This window comes from Tumebacillus flagellatus (assembly GCF_000714935.1).
GTDB classification, from domain to species: domain Bacteria; phylum Bacillota; class Bacilli; order Tumebacillales; family Tumebacillaceae; genus Tumebacillus; species Tumebacillus flagellatus.
Genome location: NZ_JMIR01000031.1, coordinates 90,750 through 107,795, shown reverse-complemented (window position 1 = coordinate 107,795; position 17,046 = coordinate 90,750). Strand labels below are relative to the sequence as shown.

The window sequence follows — 17,046 nt, the reverse complement described above, 5'->3', positions numbered from 1 at the left end:
AAAAAGACTCGACCCTTCGCGGGCCGAGTCTTTTTTTATCCGTTCACGATCTCCCCGCCGTTGACGTGCAGGATCTGCCCCGTCACGTACGACGCGTCGTCCGACGCCAAAAACACGTACGCCGTCGCCACTTCCTCCGGTTGACCCGCCCGCTTCATCGGCGTGGTCGTGCCAAACGACGCCACTTGCTCGGCGGTGAACGTCGACGGAATCAACGGCGTCCAGATCGGGCCGGGGGCAACGCCGTTGACGCGGATGCCCTTGTCGGCGAGCGTCAACGACAACGAACGGGTGAACGTCACGACCGCTCCCTTGGTCGCGGAGTAGTCGATCAGTTCCTTGTGCCCGTGATACGCGGTCACCGACGCCGTGTTCACGATGGCGCTGCCTGTCTTCAGATGCGGCAACGCCGCTTTGCTCATGTGGAAGAACGAGAAGATATTCGTCCGAAACGTCCGCTCCATCTGCTGGGCCGTGATCTCGTGCAGGCTTTTTTGCGGATGCTGTTCGGCGCAGTTGTTGACCAGCACGTCCAGTTTGCCAAACGCTTGAACGACAGACGCCACCGCGTCTTGGCAAAACGTCTCGTCACCCGCGTCGCCTGACAGCAGCACGCAGCGACGGCCTTCCGCTTCCACGGCGCGCTTCGTCTCTTCGGCGTCGCCGTGCTCGTTCAAATAGACGATCGCGACGTCCGCGCCCTCTTTGGCGTACAGCACCGCCACCGCCCGTCCGATCCCGCTGTCTCCGCCGGTGATCAGCGCGGCTTTGCCCGCCAGTTTTCCGGATGCGTTGTAGTTTCGGTTCTCAAACTTTGGGCGCGGGGTCATCTCCGACTCGATGCCCGGTTGCTGATTCTGATGCTGCGGGGGGAACGCTTGCTTGCTTTGATCCGCCATCTGAAAAAACCTCCCTGTTCCGTGTGTCTCCAGTCTTTCTAAAAACTTCCCCAATCCCCCCGCTTTTATTAAAATTGACAAGTCTGCGCGCGGTGATTATCATTGAGAATGAAAATCAACTGATCGGCATAATCTCAAACTCAGAGAGGAGAGCCGCCGATGACCACGATTTCTGTTTGCGACCTGTTGGAAGGCCCGCACTTGCGACATCATATCGAAAGCATCGCCCGGAGGCTTGGCACAGACGACCTCGCCGCCGCCGCGTCGCTGTTTCAAAAGCGGTATTGCGGCAAATTGCTCAGCAGCGTGCTCAACCCGCTGACCCGCCTGCGCGTCGGGATTCTCGCTCCCGCCGAAGCGCTCGACATCGTGTTGGAAGACGATCTGCCCGCCGAAGTGGTACTGCACGCACCGCAGACGCGGATGGTGAATCTGCATGACGCGCAGGAAGAGGACCGCTTGCGAAGCGAGGTCTTTCGCGCGCTGTTTGACGACAATCTGGGCCGCTTGTCGATGCGCATCGCTTCGGAGATCGGCGTCTCTCTGCGCGTGCTCTGGGGGAACATCGGCAACTACGGCTGCTGGCTCTACGAAGACGTGCTCTTGCAAGACCCGGACTTGCAAGACCGCGCCCGGCGCGACTTCGAAGCGCTGATGGCCTGCCCCGGCATGGACAAAACCCCGCCGCTCGCCTGTTCCTGCCAGAAAGTGTTCGTCGAGGACGCCGAGCCCCCGCGCTGGGCGCGCGTGCGCCAAACGTGCTGCCTCGCGTATAAATTCGAGGGACGCACCCCTTGTTACACCTGCCCGCGCCTCTCGATGGCACAACGGGCGGAGTTGCTCCCCAAACCGATACCCGCGCCTTAAACCAAGACCCTGTCGCCGACGGGGTCTTTTTTTCATGACAATTGTCACCTTGGAGTCATGACGGACTCTACTGCTTGCCCGACGGCAGAATGTCATATGATGGAACCAAGGAAACACCAGACAGAAAGGAAGGAACTCCACCATGAAACACGTGTTAGACCTGCAAAACGTTCGCAAATCGTTCGGCTCGAAAAACGCCGTGGAAGATCTTTCGCTCACCGTGGAACCCGGCACCGTGCTTTCGCTGCTCGGCCCGAACGGCGCGGGCAAAACGACGACGGTCTCGCTGATGCTGGGCCTGCTTAAACCGACGTCCGGCACGATCCGCTTGCTCGGCGGCGACCCGCGCGACGCCCGCACCCGCCAGCGCGTCGGCGCGATGCTCCAAGAAGTCAGCGCCATCGAGCGCTTGAACGTGCGCGAGACGATCGAGCTGTTCCGCAGCTTCTACGAAAAACCGCTGACCACCGACAAGCTGCTGGAGATCGCCGGCCTGCACGAACACGCCAAAACGATGGGCACCGCGCTCTCCGGCGGGCTGCAACGCCGTTTGAACTTCGCGCTGGCGATGGCGGGCAACCCGGACGTGCTGTTCCTCGACGAGCCGACGGTCGGCATGGACGTCTCGTCGCGCACGCTGTTTTGGGAGCATCTGCGCGAATTCGCGAACCAAGGCAAGACGATCCTCTTGACCACGCACTACCTAGAGGAAGCGGACGCGATCTCCGACCGTGTCGTCGTGATCGCGAACGGCCGCATCACGGCGGACGGCACCCCCGGCGAGTTAAAAAACGCACTGGGCAAGCGCTTCATCACGTTCCGCGCAGGCGACAGAACGACCGACGCGCTCTTGCAGCAACTGCCGGGCGTGGACCGCATCGAACGAAGCGGACGCCAAGTGCGCCTGCAAGTCAGCGATTCGGACGCCGCGCTGTTTGCGATCGTGCGCAACGGGTTGGACGTGCAGGACATCGAAGTCAAGGGCGGCGGTTTGGAAGACGTCTTCCGCTCGCTGACCGAAACGGGAGAAGGGGTGAAGGCATCATGATGAAGGCTTTGGGGATGCAAATCAAATCGGAAATGGTGCGGACGCTGCGCAATCGCAAGTTTGTGTTTTTCGCGCTGTTGATGCCGCTGGGGTTTTACTTCCTGTTCGTGACGCAATACGGCCCTGCGATGCAGATCGGCGGGGCGCAATGGAGCGCCTATCTGCTGATGTCGATGACCGTCTACGGCGTGCTGATGGGTTCCGTTTCGCAACTTGCCAACACGTTGGCGCAAGAACGCAAGCTGGGGTGGTACCGCCTGTTGCACACGACGCCCGCTCCCGCTTGGGGCTATCTGTCCTCGAAAATGATTGCGCAGTTGGGGATCAACCTCGCCTTGATCGTGATCATGTTCCTCGTCGGTCACTTTACGGAGAACGTGGACCTAAGCGCATCACAGTGGGTGTCTTGCGCGCTCTCGATTCTGTTCGGGTCGCTGGTGTTCCTCTCGCTTGGCGGTTTGATCGCCGTGCTGCTCGGCGCGGAGGCGGCTCCGCTCGCGGCGGTCGGGATTCAATTGGCGCTCTCGTTCCTCGGAGGGTTGTGGACGCCGGTGCAAGCGTTCCCGGATACGCTGCGCAAATTGGCGGAATGGTTGCCGTCGTACCGCATCGGCCATGTGCCGTGGAACATCGTGTCGGGAGTTGATGTCGCCTGGCAGGACTTCGCGGTGACGGGTGCGTACTTGATCCTGTTTGTGCTAGTATGGGGAGGAATCTCCAAACGACAGGAAGCGGTTGCCGCATGATTGGAAAGTTTGAATTTTTCCCAAAACGGGTCGGGAAGTTTATCTACTTCAACTTGATCTATTGGGTGCTGGGAGTTTATAACCTGCTTCATTTTTCAGACACGACGACGAAAGCTCTCCTCGGGCTTTCGTTGTCGTTGCTTTTTCTGATTGCGTATCGGGAGTCGTTTTGGGCGGAGGAGAAGCCGTGGAAGGGCACCGTGTTCTTGCCGGTGCAAGTGCTGATCGTCTGCGTGTGGGTGGCTTTTTACAACGAGAACTTTTGCTACATGACGTTCTTCTGCGGAAGTGTCATCGGGTTTATGCAGTCCAAGAAACGCATGTGGGGATCGCTCATCGCGATGCTGGTTGCCGTCACCGTTGCGATTCTGATCGCGGAGGGTCAGGGGCAATGGGGGGATATCTTCTCGTTGATTCCGTTTTATCTGACCAATATCATGTTTCCGTTCAGCATGCGGGCGATGCGCATCTGGAAGGAGCAGAACGAGGAACTGCAAGCGGCCAACGCGCAAATCGAGCACTTGAGCAAGCACGCGGAACGCCAGCGGATCGCCCGCGACCTGCACGACACGATGGGGCATGCGCTCTCGATGATCACGCTCAAGAGCGAGCTTGCCGAGAAGCTCGCCGTGCGCGACCCGGAGCGCGCCGCCCGCGAGATGCGCGACGTGCAGACCGCCTCGCGCGCCGCGCTCTCGCAAGTGCGCGAACTGGTCGCCAACATGCACATGATCTCGCTCCCGGACGAGCTGCAAAACATCCGGCGCATCCTCGACGCCGCACACATCGAATTGCATGTGCACGGAACGCTGGAAGAACTCCGCTTGAACACGTCGACCAGTTCGATTCTGGCGCTGTGCTTGCGGGAAGCGGTCACGAACGTCGTGCGGCACAGCCGCGCCAGGATCTGCCGGGTCACGTTGCAAGACGACGCGGCGGGCACGATCATGCGTATCGTCGACGACGGACGGGGTTGGAAAGAAAAAGGAAACGGGCACGGATTGCTCGGCATGCGCCAACGCGTCGATGTGGTCGGCGGAACTCTGCACCTGGAAACCGCGCCGAACGGCGGCGCGGCGTTGACGGTGACGCTGCCGCATATCATATCCGGTCAGAAAGGAGACTGACTTCATGCGCATCTTGCTTGCAGAAGACCAAGGCATGGTGCGGGGAGCGCTCGCGGCCCTGCTCAATTTGGAAGACGACATCGACGTGATCGCCGAAGCCCCCACCGGCACCGAGGCGTGGGCGAAAATCCAAGAGCTCGCTCCCGACATCTGCTTGCTCGACATCGAGATGCCGGGGCTGAGCGGACTCGACGTCGCGGAACGAATCAAGGAAGCCGCGCTTGCCACCCGCATCGTGATCTTGACCACGTTTGCCCGTCCCGGTTATTTGCAACGGGCGTTGCGTGCCGGCGTCAGCGGCTACTTGCTGAAGGACGCGCCGGTGGAAGAATTGGCGAAGGCCCTGCGCAAAGTGCACGGCGGCGGGCGGGTTCTCGCCCCGGAACTGGCGATGGCCGTCTGGGACGAGCCCAACCCGCTGACCGAGCGCGAACGCGACGTGTTGGCGCTGGCGGGAAAGGGCTTATCCACCGCCGACATCGCCGGAAAGCTGTTCCTCTCCGAAGGCACCGTGCGCAATTACGTCTCGGAAATCCTTCATAAGGTAGGCGCGAAAAACCGCGTCGAAGCCGTCCGCATCGCCGAGGAAAAAGGTTGGCTGTAAGGGCGCAACAGGAGTACAATGAGGCTATTGAGTATGGAAGATTCTGACTGGAGGGGAATGCAGATGAGTTTCAAATATGCGGGGATCGATCACGTGCAAGTCGCGGTGCCCAAGGGCGTCGAGGACGAAGTGCGCCGTTTCTACGGCGGGTTGCTGGGCATGGAAGAGCGGGAGAAGCCGGAGAAGTTGAAAGTGCGCGGAGGCTGCTGGTTCCAGTGTGGAGCTCAGCAATTGCACATCGGCGTGGAAGAGCCGTTCGCTCCGGCGAAGAAAGCGCACCCGGCGTTCGCGGTGCAGGAGATCGGAGCGTTGCGTGCGTTTTTGTTGGAGCAGGGAATTGAGATCAAGGACAACGACGAGATTCCGGGCGTGATCCGCTTCTTCGTGAGCGATCCGTGGGGCAACCGATTGGAGTTCACGCAGGTATGAGCATCGCGATCACGGGGTTTTTTACAGGGGAGCCGAAGCGCGTGACGTTTGGAGCGCGGGAAGAAATGACCGGCATCTGCAAGGAGCCGGCGGACACTCCGCTGTTTCTGTCGTTTGAGCGTTTGGAAGGCAACGATGTGGCGAATCCCAATTTCCACGGCGGCGAAGCGCGTACCGTGTGTGTCTATCCGCATGAGCATTACGCGCATTGGAACGAGCAGTTTGGCGTCGAGTTGCCGCCGGGGGCGTTCGGTGAGAATTTGACGCTCCAAGGCTTGACGGAGGACGATGTGTGCATCGGCGACATCTACCGAATCGGCGACGCGGTCGTGCAGGTGACGCAAGCGCGGATTCCCTGCAAGATGATCGACTTGAAGCTGGACGTGAACGGTCTGTTCCAGCAGACGGCGTTGCAGGCGAAGAGCGGGTACTTTTTCCGCACGTTGCAGGAAGGGCGCATCGCGAAGGACAGCCAAGTCATGTTGGTGGAGCGCGATCCGCGGGAAGTTACCGCTAGTTTCTGCCTGCACACTGTCTATCATGATAAGAAAAATACAGCAGCTCTGCGCAAGATCCTGGCGGTGCCGGCGCTTGCCGACAACTGGCGGAACATGCTGCAGCGCCTGTTGGACGAGGCGGACAAACAGGCGGAAGCATGACGGACGGCGTCACGGGGCAACCTACGACAAGACCATTGGTCAAAGGGGGCTTGCCACGTGACAAAAGGGGAAAAGCAAAGCTTCAAGGATTTTACCAACCAGAAGCAACTGCGGCTGAGCGACGATCCGAACTACCAAGTCGCAAACCTCTCGGGGGACGCGTCGACCGATAACCGTCAGTATGTCACCGAACCGATTGAGAATGCCGAAGCGCTGGCGTTGACGCAAGCGAACAGCGGGATGTTCATGCACCCGATGCACGACGTCACCCAGACCGAGCAGATCAACGGCGACAAAGTTTTGGAACAACTGCAAGCCGATTTGGCGGCGTTGGATCAAAACTATGAGCCGGACGGGCAGCACGACCCGAACGAACAACAAAACCGATAACACCGCTGGACAAATAGGCCGGGGCGAGATGCCCGGCCTTTTTCTATTGAAGCGCGAGGAGACGTGCAGGTTCGATGTACCGTTGGAAAAAAGGACGGGGTGAGATGCCTGGCCTTTTGCTATTGGACGCGAGGTGACGTGCTGGTTCGAGTTCCAGAGGAGACGCTCTGCCGGTTGATTCGGCGCGGGGTGCGTGACGGGTTAGTTTTTTCCGTTGCGGAGGGTGCCGTGGTCGATCAGTTTCTGCGGGAAGGCGCTGGATTTGAGAGAGAGGCGGATGAGGTCGCCCTGCTTCGTGGCGATGGTGTAGTCGTAGGGTGACGACTTCGTGCTGAGCAGTTGCACCGCTTCGTCGCCCGTGCTCAGTTGGTACAGCGGCTTCATCGGCTGGTTCCAGAATTCCGGCGTGCCTTTCATGCTGGAGATGTACAATTTCGGGTCGAACGGCCCGATGATCACTTGCGGCTTGCCTTGATAGGGGGCGGCGAGCACGGGGATCGAAGAGGTGTACGCGTCAAACGTCAGCGCGGTGACGGGCATCTGCTCCATCTGTCTGTCGGGATAGCCGATGTTGAAATGCTCGCCGCGGTCATCGGAGAGGGACATGCCTCTCTCGGTGCCGACGCCGACGTAGCGGTCATCGTCTGGGTGCACGGTGAGGCAGAGGATCTTTTCATTCTCCAAGCCGATGGTTGCGGCGTGCGTCCAAGTCTTGCCCTCGTCTTGGGTGTAGTTGAGCCCTTTCTCCAGCGGAGGCTGGTCGGTGTTGACCCACGCGTAGATCGCGTGACCGTGCAGGGAAGCGGCGAGGAAGTCGAAGTGGACGCCGCTTGCGCCGAGGTCTTGGAACGTGCGGCCGCCGTCGGTGCTTTTTTTCAGACCGTCGCTGCCGACGTAGAGCGCGTTTTGCATGGCGGCGAATCCGGAGATCGATTGCCGGGTCTCCGGCTGCACCCAGCCGGTTTCGTCGCTGTAGCGCAAGATGCCGTTGTCGGTGGCGAGGTAGAGCGTTGTGGCGTCGGGGGAGTAGGCCATGCCTTGGAAGCGGTTCAGTTTGCTGTCCGACTCTCCGCAACCGGACAGAACGACTGCGGCCGCCAGAAGTCCGGTGATCATCCCGGTAGAAAAACTCCTCATGATCGATTCCTTCCTCTCGTGTGTTCTTACAGAATTGGAACCCGTTTCAGGTTTTTCGTTACAGGACAAAGAGTCGGTTTTAGAAAAAAAGGAAAAACCCTCCTCCATGCGGGGGAAGGTCTTTTTGAAAGGGATCTCTATCCAAAAAGCGTTAGGCGTTCGACGCTTCCTCGTCGTCGCCGGAGTCGTTGTCGGAATCGTCTTCTTCAGCCGCCGGAGCTTCGGAATCTTCCTCCTCGTCGTCGCCGGAGTCGTTGTCGGAATCGTCTTCTTCAACCGCCGGAGCTTCGGATTCCTCTTCTTCGTCGTCGCCGGAGTCGTTACCGGAGTCGTCACCGGAATTGTTTTCAGACTCGCCTTCTTCAGTTTCGTCGGCAGCCGGTCCTTCTTCGTCGTTGCCGGAATCGTCGCCCGACTCGTTTCCAGTATCGTCGCCGGAGGAATCGTCGCCAGATTCGTCAGAGTCGTTGCCCGACCCAACAGCGGTGTTGGCGGTTTTCTCCTCCTCTTGGGCGGTTGCGAACTCGGCGACGGGGTTGTTTTTCAGCAGGGACTCGGCCACCGTGCCGACCGTTACGATTTCAAGCAGTTTTGCAATTTCTTCACGGGAAAGCTTTCTCAATGTCTCTCACCTCGGGGCAGGATTGGGGGATTGATGTATTGTACGAACTTCCCGTCACTTTTGCGTTAGGTAGGAACATATTTTGATATGAGCAACTCTTTTTTACGAGGAAGCAACCCGTACCCGATTGGAGGTTTTGAAGAGCATGTCCCGCGACCCGCTCCCGGAGTACGCGCTGTCTCTCCCGCCCTCCGACCTGCAATCTCTGCTCGACCACCCCAAGGGCAAGCACGCCGTCCCCGCTCTCTTGCAACTCTCTGTGCTCTCGCCAACGTTCCCGATCCGCCTCTCCTTGCGCGGCTCTCACACGCGTCGGTATCCCAAAAAGTCGTTTCGCATCGAACTCCCCGCCCCGCACCCGACCCTCCAAGCCCGTGAATTCCACCTCAACGCCGAATACGCCGACCCCGCGATGATTCGCAACAAGTTGTCGTTTGCGTTTTTTGAACGACTGGGTGCGTTGACGCCCGACGCGCAGTACGTCAAGTTGCTGCTCAACGGCACCCCCGCAGGCGCCTACCTGCACTTGGAGTCGGTCGACGACCTCTATTTGAAAAAACGCAACCTGCCCCCCGGCCCGATCTTCTACGCCGTCAACAACAACGCCAATTTTTCGCTGATCAGCAAGATCACGCAAGGACCGAAAGCAGCGCTCGAAGCCGGGTATGAAGGCAAAGTCGCGGCAGAGCACGACTGGGCGAGCTTGCGTGAATGGATCTACTTCATCAACACCACGCCGGCCGACGATTTCGCCCGCGGCATCCCGCGCTATCTCGACCTCGACGCCTATTTCAATTGGCTCGCCGGGGTCGTCTGCACGCAGAACTTCGATGGCTTCATCCAAAACTACGCGCTCTACCAAAACGGAGAGACGGGGCTGTTTCAATTGATTCCGTGGGACTATGACGGCACCTGGGGGCGCAATTTGAAAGGCAAGCCGCTTCGCCCCGACTACATTCCGATCACCGGATACAACACGCTCACCGCCCGCATGCTGGCAGATCAGACCTTGCGAGCCCGGTATCGCGTGCGAATGGAGGAGGTGTTGGCGACGCACTTTACACCCCGCGTCTTGGAGCCGCTCGTCCAAGACTTGCTCCGCACCGTCCGTCCCGCCCTGGAGCAAGACCCTCACCGCAACGCCTCGCTCCCTTTGCTTGACGGCGAGTTCGACGTCATTTCAACGTTCGTCGCCAAGCGCCGACGCTACTTGCTCGACCATCTCCGCGACCTCGAATGAGAAAAAAACAAACGGTTCCGGCAACTGCGAATGTAAACGAAAAAAGCCTTCCTCCCGGATGGGGGCGAAGGCTTTTTTGCGTTCTGCGGGAGCAGAGAACGTGTGCGTCACAGATGGGACGAAGACGGTTTCCCATAGGGCGAGCAAGCGCTTTTTAGGAAAGGGGCAGTTGCGGCGAGTGCACGTCTTCGCTCAGGTTTGCAATCAGCGGCGACACCTCGCCCGAATGCAGCAACCACAGATGGTGCAACGCACGCGTGCACCCGACGTACAGCAGTTTCGCGTCTTGGGGGTTCAACTCGTACCGCGTGCTGTCCACGTCGGTGAGCAGGACGGCGTCGAACTCCAGCCCTTTGGAGAGATACACGGGCAACACCGACAGCCCGCCGCGATACTCGCGCTGGCCGGAATGAATCAACGTGGTTTCGATGCCGTTGTCCGCGAGATACTCGTGAATTTCCCGAGCTTCCTCGTCCGTCCGGGCGATCACCGCCACCGTGGACGACTCGCCCTCGCGCAAGTGCTCCACCGAGCGGCGGATGGTGTCCAGGCGTTGCGCAGGGGCCACTTCGTGCACGATCACTTTTTCCCCGGAGCGGAACACGGGCTTGGCCAGCGTCACCGGCTCGCCCGAACGCTCCAAAATCACGTTGGCAAAGCGGATGATCTCCATCGTGGATCGGTAACTGCGGTCCAAGCGGAAAAACGCGCTCTCTTCCTTGCCGAACAGCCCGAGGAACTCTTGCCAATCGCGGATGCCTTGGTAGGCGTGAATTCCTTGCGAGAGGTCGCCGAGGATCGTGAACGACTTCCCGCGCGTCCGTTCGTTGAGCACCGCAATTTGAAAAGGCGAGAAGTCCTGCGCTTCGTCGATCACGGTGTGGTCGAACACGTCGTTGCCGTCGACGCCTTGCAGGCGGTCGCGGATGTAGAGCAGCGGGGCGAGGTCTTCGAGTTCGACCCGCTTCTTCTTGAACAGCTTGGCGGACGACTTGCGGAGTACTTCCGGCATCTCTTCCAGATTGTCGACGAACTGCTTGTACAGCGCAAACGGCGTGTGCGACGGCCAGAGTTTCAGGTAGGCGCGGAGCTTGGCGTTGCCGGACTTTTTGTAGTCTTTCTTGAGGTGCACTTCCCAGACTTTGTCGAGTTCCATCTCCAACCAGCGCTTGATGCGCGCATGCACCCGCTCGCGGCGCTTGGCGAGCGGGTAGTGTTTGTATTCGGTGTGGAACCACTCGCGGATGGTGTTGTACCGCAGAGTCGCTCCTTCCCACGGCGAGAAGTCCGCCTGAGGGACGAACGTTTCCTCGTACGCGCGCAGTTGCCCGTCGAGCAGGTCGCGGTAGTAGAGCGCCCCTTTCCAGCGACCCGGCGCTTCATTGGTCAGCGTCGGGCGCTTGTCGCCGATCGCGAACCACTCCTGCAAGCGATCCGCCGGGTCGGTCAGCGAAACTTCATGGTCGAGCAGGTCCAGCGTCCAGTCGGTGAACGTCGTCTGCTGAATCCCGCCGACGCCCAGTTCCGGGAGGACGCTGGAGATGTAGTCGAGGAACATCGAGTTCGGCGCGAAGATGATCATGCGCTCGGCCCGGACGTTTTCACGGTATTGGTAGAGCAAGAACGCGAGGCGGTGGAGCGCCACGGTCGTTTTTCCCGAACCGGCGACGCCTTGGATGACGAGGGCGAGGTTTTTGGCGGAACGGATGATTTTGTCCTGCTCCTCTTGGATCGTGGAGACGATGTCGCGCAGTTTGTTGTCTTTGTTCTCCGAGAGGCGGTAGAGCAGGAATTCGTCGGTGACGGCGAGGTTTTCGCCGCCGCGCTCGTACGCGTCGACGACGCGCTGGAGAATCTGCTTGCGGATGACGAGGTTGCGCTTCAGATAGATAAGTCCTTGGATCAGGCCGTCCGGCGAATCGTACGTCGCGGGTTCGTCCCCGCCGGTGAACGAGTAGAACATCGAAGCGACCGGCGCGCGCCAGTCGATGACGAGCAGTTCGCCGGTGTCGATGTTCTCCACGCCGACTTTGCCGATGTAGAGCGGCAGAGGTTGTTCGCGGCCTTCCTCTTGGAAGTCCAGCCGTCCGAAGTACGGTTCGGGCCCGGCGACTTTGAGGGCTTGGCGTTGCGATTCGCGGATGTTGTCCAGCGCTTGTTCGGCGATGTCGTTGCCGTAGTAGCGCGGGATTTGTTCGAGGGTCTGCAATTGGCTTTGAATCTCGGCAGCGGTTTGTTCGAGTCGCTGCAACTCTTCGGTGTAGGCACTTTGTATCTCAGGTTCCAAGACCAGTTACCTCCAGTTGAGAAAATTTCGCCCCACTTGCAGACGAGAGGTTCCCAATATATCACAGCGAAAGGTTGCAGGCAAGGAGCGGAAGGGGTACGATGAAGAGTAGGACATCTGGCAGACGGGAGGGGAAGGGCCTCTGGAACTTGGGGAACTGAAAGCCATGCAATTTCGGGAAGCGGTGTGTCGCTATCGAGATGTTCAGGGCACATCGGCCCCCGAAGTCGAATTTTCGCATAACTGGCCTAAGCACGAACACTTGGACCGCGAGCAACTCGCGTGGTTTCTCTACTGGCGCTCGCTGTGGGAGCGCGGCTATGTGCGGAAAACAAGCCTGTCTTATATGATGATTCACATCTTCGAACTGTTGAGTTTGGAATATATACAAGACCCGCAGCAAGCGGTGAAGCGGTTGATTCAGTTCTACACCGACTTCCACGACATCCAGCCGCGGCTCGACGTGACGGTGGTGCGCTGGATCGGCGATTTCTATCTCAAGATGGGCGAGATCGACAACGCGCTGTACTGGTACACGCACGGCACGGCGGGAGACCTTTTTGAAAAACTGTCTTGGTACCGCTTCGGTCACCGCGACATCCCGCTTTCGCTCTTGCAGAAGATCGCCGGTGTGCCGAAATCGCAGTATTACCGCGAGCACATGCCGGAGATCGAGCCGGAGATGGAGCGGATGATGCACCAAGTGTTTCGGACGTTTTATGAGATCGAAGGGATGCATCCGCTCGACAAGTTTGCGCGGTATACGGATGAGCCGACGATCTACTTGTTTTCGAACACGCCGATCCATGAAAAGTATTACCTCGACGGATTCCGCCGCTACGAGCAGGCGGGGACGTTTGTGCATTTCGTGAAGCACGCGCTGCGGTACGCGGAGAATTTGCTGCGCCGCGCCGAACGCAAGCCGCGTTTGAAATGCGACGAGTCGATCGGGCTCTACTTCCGGGAGATCGAAGAGCAGTACCCGATGCCTGAACCCACGGAGAAGAAACGGGATAAAGAGCGCGCCTCCGCAGAAAAAACGCCCCCGCCCACACTCGCCGCGGAGTTGCCCGAAGAGCCGGTCGTGCTCGACCTCTCGCGGGTGAAAGCGTTGACGACGGAGACGGAGTGGCTGGTTGACATGATGCAGGAGGGCGAGGCGGCGGGAGAGCCCCTGTTGCGAAAAACGCAACCGACGACCCCGTCCGTTTCGGAGGGCACGACTGGCACGTCAGCCCTGATCGCGAGCGATGCTGATCGGGCTTTGGAACCCTTGAGCGCGGCAGTCGAGGAAGCTGATTCCGGCGGGTCGCTCGTCAGTTCACTTTTTTCCGATGTGGAAGCGGGAGAAGTGGAGGAATTTTTGGATAGCCTGAAGGAAGGAGAGCAGGCGTTTTTGCGTCATCTCGTGCTGAGCGGGGAGACGGAGCGCCGGCGATTGTCCGACTGGTTGAAGGCGAAGCGGATGTTCCTCGACGCCACGGTGATGGGAATCAACGAAGCGGCGATGGACGCCGGGTTGGAGCCGCTGCTGGACGACGACGGAGAGCAGATTTCCGTAGCCGAAGAGCACGAAACGGCGCTGCAGGACTGGGCGTCGCGCGGATGATAGAGGAGGGAACGGCATGAGTCAGACGGTGAACAGCAAACTCACACGCAAGGCGGCCAACGCCATCATTCAATCGATGGGCGGCGGTGTCGTGCCGCAAGAAGGCATCGAGCACGTGGTCGTCGGCCGCGTGCGGGAGATTCGGCAGTTGGTGGAGGACTTGAATTCCACGGCTGACGGGCTGTCGTGCATGAAATTTTTGATCGGCGATTACGGGACGGGCAAGAGCTTCATGGCGACGTTGACCCGCTACATCGCGTACCGGGAGAATTTCGTGGTTGCGTACACCGATTTGACGGCCAACCGCCGTCTCTACGCCCACGACGGCAAAGCGGTCGCCACGTACTCCGACCTGATTCAAAACCTCTCCACCAAATCGAAGCCGAACGGCAACGCCCTGCGCTCTTTGATCGAGCGCTGGCTGTCCGACCTGCAGCAAAAAGTCGCGATCGAGCACGAGTTTGACGGCGTGCCCGACGCGTCGGACACCCGCTTCACCCGACTGGTCACCGCACAAGTGCAGAAGGTCATCCACGACATCCAAGAGCTCTCCGGCGGGTTTGACTTTGCGACGGTGCTTGGGAAGTACTACCAAGGCTATCTGAGCGGCGACGAGCAAGTGCAGGAGTACGCGATCAAGTGGTTGCGCGGCGAATACCGCACGAAGACGGAAGCGCGGGCGGACATCGGCGTGCGCGAGATCATCAACGACGACAACTGGTTTGATTACGTCAAAGTGCTGACGAAGTTCATCACGTCGATCGGGTATCGCGGGTTGCTGGTGTTGTTTGACGAAGCGATCAACCTGTACAAAATCGACCACCCGCAAGCGCGCAGCAAAAACTACGAGCGGGTGCTGGAGTTCTACAACGAATGCACGCAAGGACGCGCGCCGCATCTTATGGCGATGTTCATGGGGACGACCGATTTCTTGGAAGACGAGCGGCGCGGGTTGTTTTCGTATAAAGCGTTGAAGTCGCGGTTGCAGACCAACCAGTACGAGACGGAGCAGTACCGCGACCTGCGGCAGCCGGTGATCAAGTTGGCTCCGCTGTCGGCGGAGGAACTGTATGTCCTGTTGCAAAAAATCCGCGACGTCTACGCGGCGCTCTACCAAGTCGAGGACATCACGCGTCTGGTCACCGACGACAACATCCTCGAAATCGTGCAGAAAGCGCTCGCCCGCCCCGGCGGCGTGCAGTTCATCACGCCCCGTGAACTGATCCGCGAGTTTATCGGGATCTTGAACTTGTTGCATCAAAACCCGGAGATGGACCGGAGCACGATCTTCCAAGAGCGCTTGGAACTCGCACAGGCGGAGACCCGCCGGTTTACGGGGCGGGTTTTGGAATAGAATGAAGGGGTGGAGGTGAGAACATGAAGATTCGCTCTATTTCGATTCGCAACTTCAAGCGAATCAAGGAGTTGGACCTCAGTTTCGTGGATGAGAAAACGGGGCTTGTCCGCCCGATCACCACGATCTTCGGTGATAACGGGTCGGGGAAGACGACGGTGTTGCAGGCGATTGCGTATGTGGTTTCGATGGCGACTGGTCAGCGAGATTCTAATAGACCATTTTACTGGCATGGTTTTGATCCAAATCGAATCGAGACCCACGGTCCGACTAAAATTGAGATAGAGATTGAATTGATTGAAGATGAGATTGAGGCGACGCATGATATTTTCGCTCAATGGGAGAAGGAACAGAAGTCGCCTGGCAGTTTTCTGCCACCAGAAAACGACCGTATAATAAAAGTGATCTATTCAGATGGTGTTGATCACGTGGGCAATGCTGATAACGGTAACGAGGAGCAATTATTAGGCCGATACTTTCTCTCAGAAATTACAAATCTCAAAAAAAACATTCGAATGCAATATTTAGATCGTACCGGCGATGTTTTTTGGTTTGACCAATATCGGAGTTTTGGTGCGGACGGCTTTGTGGAGCTTGATGAACAAACTCAGCAGATTGGTTGGGAGGCTGGAGTTGCTGGTTTGCGAGAGAATCTTATCGGCTGGTGGATGCAACGTCAGTATTCTTCTAAGCCTTCGGAAAGCGATTTTATCAACACTTTGGAAAAAGGCTTTCAGCGAGTTTTCAAAGGTGCCTCCTTTGCAGGCTTAGAAGCTATGCCCACCAAAAGAGCACCCAAACCGACAGACTTCTACTTTTTAATCGAACGTGACAACACACAATACGACATCAGCGAAATGTCCTCCGGGGAACAAGCCGTCTTCATGATTCTCTACAACTTCGTGCGTCAACACATCTCGCGTTCCATCGTACTCATCGACGAACTCGAACTCCATCTCCACGCGCCCGAACAACAAACTCTCTACCACTCTCTGCGCAAGATCGGCCCGGATTGCCAGTTTATCATCACCAGCCACTCGTCTTACTTAGCCGACATCATTCCTGAAGCAAGCAAGATCCGATTGGCAGGTGGCAAACTGTGCCTGTAACCCAACTTTTTGTGGAGGGCGAGTTTGATTCCAATCTGATTTCTGCGGTGTTGCAGGAAGCAGACCTTGAAATCACCGTCACCCCGAAAGGCCCGAAGTACGGTTTGCAATCGAAGGTGTTGGAGGAGCGCGGGAGGCTTGGCGGCACCATTTTTTATCTACGAGACCGCGATTTTGATTTCGGTCTCACGGAAATCGGAGACGCCCCCGAACTCCTCGAAGCGAATCTCGATGGTGTCGTAACACACCTTGGCTGGCGTTGGAGTCGCCATGAGATTGAGAACTATGTGGCAGAACCGGCGGTGCTGTCTGAGGTTGCGAGCCTCGTGGCGCGCCGAACGATTTCCGTCGAGGAAGTCACCAACAAACTCACTGAGTCTGCCCAAACTCTCCGCTTCTACCAAGCGGCCCGCTGGACGATCGGCACAGCCAAAAAAGTCCTGCCCCCGTACAACAAAGAAATCAATTCCCGCCCTATGAAAAAAGAATGGCGGCTGCCTCCGGCAGAGGCACTTACAGCAGAATCGAACGTCCAATGGGTCTTGGACATGACGAACCCCTTTCTCAATCAGGTGCAATCCGTCCTCAACGAACAACAAATTCGAGCCGACTTTGAGAAGTATGTCGAGCTGTTTTCCGAAGCAAACTGTAACAACATCCAATGGGTGCTTCACATGTGCTCCGGCAAAGACTTGCTGACTGGCTTGAAAGACTGGTTCATCGAACTCGGATTTCAAAGCCCCAAAGACGTTGTTTCAACAGTGATCAACCATGTGGTCCAACATGACCCTCAACTGCCGCTCCGGCACATCCCGGAGTTTCAAGCTTTTTGCCAACTCATTCAAGCGATTGAGTAGTGAATGAAACGAAAGAGACTCTCAACCACCCGTCACCAAGAGTCTCTTTCTTTTTGTTCATA

General features: G+C 58.2%; 17 protein-coding genes. 13 read left to right on the top strand and 4 right to left on the bottom strand.

Translation table 11 applies throughout. The annotated features are described in order from the left end of the window. Positions 1-35: 35 nt before the first annotated feature. Positions 36-899 carry an SDR family oxidoreductase gene (locus EL26_RS17845; RefSeq protein WP_038091998.1) on the bottom strand — a complete coding sequence of 288 codons (864 nt, stop codon included), beginning with the start codon at positions 897-899 and terminating at the stop codon, positions 36-38. 159 nt (positions 900-1,058) lie between these two features. On the opposite strand from EL26_RS17845, the gene EL26_RS17840 reads away from it, so the two are divergent. The 8 genes from EL26_RS17840 (at position 1,059) to EL26_RS17805 (ending at position 6,769) form a co-directional block, all read left to right on the top strand. Next, on the top strand, positions 1,059-1,766 hold the full coding sequence (locus EL26_RS17840) for an IucA/IucC family C-terminal-domain containing protein (RefSeq protein ID WP_038091996.1): 708 nt from the start codon (positions 1,059-1,061) through the stop codon (positions 1,764-1,766). A gap of 142 nt (positions 1,767-1,908) precedes the next feature. Beyond that, positions 1,909-2,814, top strand: coding sequence for an ABC transporter ATP-binding protein (locus tag EL26_RS17835; RefSeq protein WP_038091993.1), 906 nt, complete (start codon positions 1,909-1,911; stop codon positions 2,812-2,814). Next, positions 2,811-3,560, top strand: coding sequence for an ABC transporter permease (locus tag EL26_RS17830; RefSeq protein WP_052036536.1), 750 nt, complete (start codon positions 2,811-2,813; stop codon positions 3,558-3,560). The genes EL26_RS17835 and EL26_RS17830 overlap by 4 nt, the downstream gene beginning before the upstream one ends. Continuing rightward, complete coding sequence (locus EL26_RS17825) at positions 3,557-4,687, top strand: sensor histidine kinase (protein ID WP_038091991.1); 1,131 nt, start codon at positions 3,557-3,559, stop codon at positions 4,685-4,687. The genes EL26_RS17830 and EL26_RS17825 overlap by 4 nt, the downstream gene beginning before the upstream one ends. Positions 4,688-4,691: 4 nt before the next feature. Continuing rightward, entirely contained in the window at positions 4,692-5,291 is a 600-nt protein-coding gene (locus EL26_RS17820) for a response regulator transcription factor (RefSeq protein ID WP_038091988.1), read from the top strand. Between the two features lie 63 nt (positions 5,292-5,354). Then, positions 5,355-5,720 (top strand): VOC family protein, encoded by a 366-nt coding sequence (locus EL26_RS17815; RefSeq protein WP_238546146.1) that lies wholly within the window; start codon positions 5,355-5,357, stop codon positions 5,718-5,720. After that, positions 5,717-6,379, top strand: coding sequence for an MOSC domain-containing protein (locus tag EL26_RS17810; RefSeq protein WP_038091979.1), 663 nt, complete (start codon positions 5,717-5,719; stop codon positions 6,377-6,379). The genes EL26_RS17815 and EL26_RS17810 overlap by 4 nt, the downstream gene beginning before the upstream one ends. Positions 6,380-6,436: 57 nt before the next feature. Beyond that, complete coding sequence (locus tag EL26_RS17805; protein WP_038091976.1) at positions 6,437-6,769, top strand: hypothetical protein; 333 nt, start codon at positions 6,437-6,439, stop codon at positions 6,767-6,769. Positions 6,770-6,970: 201 nt separating this feature from the next. Here EL26_RS17805 and EL26_RS17800 read toward each other — a convergent pair whose 3' ends face one another. Both EL26_RS17800 and EL26_RS17795 read right to left on the bottom strand, forming a co-directional pair. Further along, positions 6,971-7,906, bottom strand: a complete 936-nt coding sequence (locus EL26_RS17800; RefSeq protein ID WP_152559313.1) for a WD40/YVTN/BNR-like repeat-containing protein — start codon at positions 7,904-7,906, stop codon at positions 6,971-6,973. A gap of 151 nt (positions 7,907-8,057) precedes the next feature. Continuing rightward, the gene (locus EL26_RS17795; protein ID WP_038091972.1) at positions 8,058-8,528 is read right to left on the bottom strand and encodes a hypothetical protein; all 471 of its coding nucleotides are present in this window, start codon (positions 8,526-8,528) and stop codon (positions 8,058-8,060) included. A 145-nt stretch (positions 8,529-8,673) separates the two neighbouring features. Between EL26_RS17795 and EL26_RS17790 the strand changes: the two genes are divergently transcribed. Next, positions 8,674-9,768, top strand: a complete 1,095-nt coding sequence (locus EL26_RS17790; RefSeq protein WP_038091969.1) for a CotH kinase family protein — start codon at positions 8,674-8,676, stop codon at positions 9,766-9,768. A gap of 154 nt (positions 9,769-9,922) precedes the next feature. Here EL26_RS17790 and EL26_RS17785 read toward each other — a convergent pair whose 3' ends face one another. Beyond that, positions 9,923-12,055 (bottom strand): HelD family protein, encoded by a 2,133-nt coding sequence (locus EL26_RS17785; protein WP_038091966.1) that lies wholly within the window; start codon positions 12,053-12,055, stop codon positions 9,923-9,925. Positions 12,056-12,221: 166 nt separating this feature from the next. Here EL26_RS17785 and EL26_RS17780 point away from each other — a divergent pair, with 166 nt between their 5' ends. Genes EL26_RS17780 through EL26_RS17765 form a run of 4 tightly spaced genes read left to right on the top strand, consistent with a single transcriptional unit; the run spans position 12,222 to position 16,984 of the window. Beyond that, positions 12,222-13,664, top strand: coding sequence for a TerB N-terminal domain-containing protein (locus EL26_RS17780; protein WP_038091964.1), 1,443 nt, complete (start codon positions 12,222-12,224; stop codon positions 13,662-13,664). 16 nt (positions 13,665-13,680) lie between these two features. Beyond that, the gene (locus EL26_RS17775; protein WP_038091961.1) at positions 13,681-15,018 is read left to right on the top strand and encodes an ATP-binding protein; all 1,338 of its coding nucleotides are present in this window, start codon (positions 13,681-13,683) and stop codon (positions 15,016-15,018) included. Positions 15,019-15,041: 23 nt separating this feature from the next. Further along, positions 15,042-16,127 (top strand): AAA family ATPase, encoded by a 1,086-nt coding sequence (locus EL26_RS17770; protein WP_038091958.1) that lies wholly within the window; start codon positions 15,042-15,044, stop codon positions 16,125-16,127. Then, the gene (locus EL26_RS17765; RefSeq protein ID WP_038091955.1) at positions 16,118-16,984 is read left to right on the top strand and encodes a hypothetical protein; all 867 of its coding nucleotides are present in this window, start codon (positions 16,118-16,120) and stop codon (positions 16,982-16,984) included. Before EL26_RS17770 ends, EL26_RS17765 begins: the two co-directional genes overlap by 10 nt. Positions 16,985-17,046 lie beyond the last annotated feature (62 nt).

What these genes read in the sequence shown, in the direction of transcription:
- EL26_RS17845 (WP_038091998.1), bottom strand. Translation starts at nt 899, where the DNA reads ATGGCGGATCAAAGCAAGCAAGCGTTCCCCCCGCAGCATCAGAATCAG.
- EL26_RS17840 (WP_038091996.1), top strand. Translation starts at nt 1,059, where the DNA reads ATGACCACGATTTCTGTTTGCGACCTGTTGGAAGGCCCGCACTTGCGA.
- EL26_RS17835 (WP_038091993.1), top strand. Translation starts at nt 1,909, where the DNA reads ATGAAACACGTGTTAGACCTGCAAAACGTTCGCAAATCGTTCGGCTCG.
- EL26_RS17830 (WP_052036536.1), top strand. Translation starts at nt 2,811, where the DNA reads ATGATGAAGGCTTTGGGGATGCAAATCAAATCGGAAATGGTGCGGACG.
- EL26_RS17825 (WP_038091991.1), top strand. Translation starts at nt 3,557, where the DNA reads ATGATTGGAAAGTTTGAATTTTTCCCAAAACGGGTCGGGAAGTTTATC.
- EL26_RS17820 (WP_038091988.1), top strand. Translation starts at nt 4,692, where the DNA reads ATGCGCATCTTGCTTGCAGAAGACCAAGGCATGGTGCGGGGAGCGCTC.
- EL26_RS17815 (WP_238546146.1), top strand. Translation starts at nt 5,355, where the DNA reads ATGAGTTTCAAATATGCGGGGATCGATCACGTGCAAGTCGCGGTGCCC.
- EL26_RS17810 (WP_038091979.1), top strand. Translation starts at nt 5,717, where the DNA reads ATGAGCATCGCGATCACGGGGTTTTTTACAGGGGAGCCGAAGCGCGTG.
- EL26_RS17800 (WP_152559313.1), bottom strand. Translation starts at nt 7,906, where the DNA reads ATGAGGAGTTTTTCTACCGGGATGATCACCGGACTTCTGGCGGCCGCA.
- EL26_RS17790 (WP_038091969.1), top strand. Translation starts at nt 8,674, where the DNA reads ATGTCCCGCGACCCGCTCCCGGAGTACGCGCTGTCTCTCCCGCCCTCC.
- EL26_RS17780 (WP_038091964.1), top strand. Translation starts at nt 12,222, where the DNA reads ATGCAATTTCGGGAAGCGGTGTGTCGCTATCGAGATGTTCAGGGCACA.
- EL26_RS17775 (WP_038091961.1), top strand. Translation starts at nt 13,681, where the DNA reads ATGAGTCAGACGGTGAACAGCAAACTCACACGCAAGGCGGCCAACGCC.
- EL26_RS17770 (WP_038091958.1), top strand. Translation starts at nt 15,042, where the DNA reads ATGAAGATTCGCTCTATTTCGATTCGCAACTTCAAGCGAATCAAGGAG.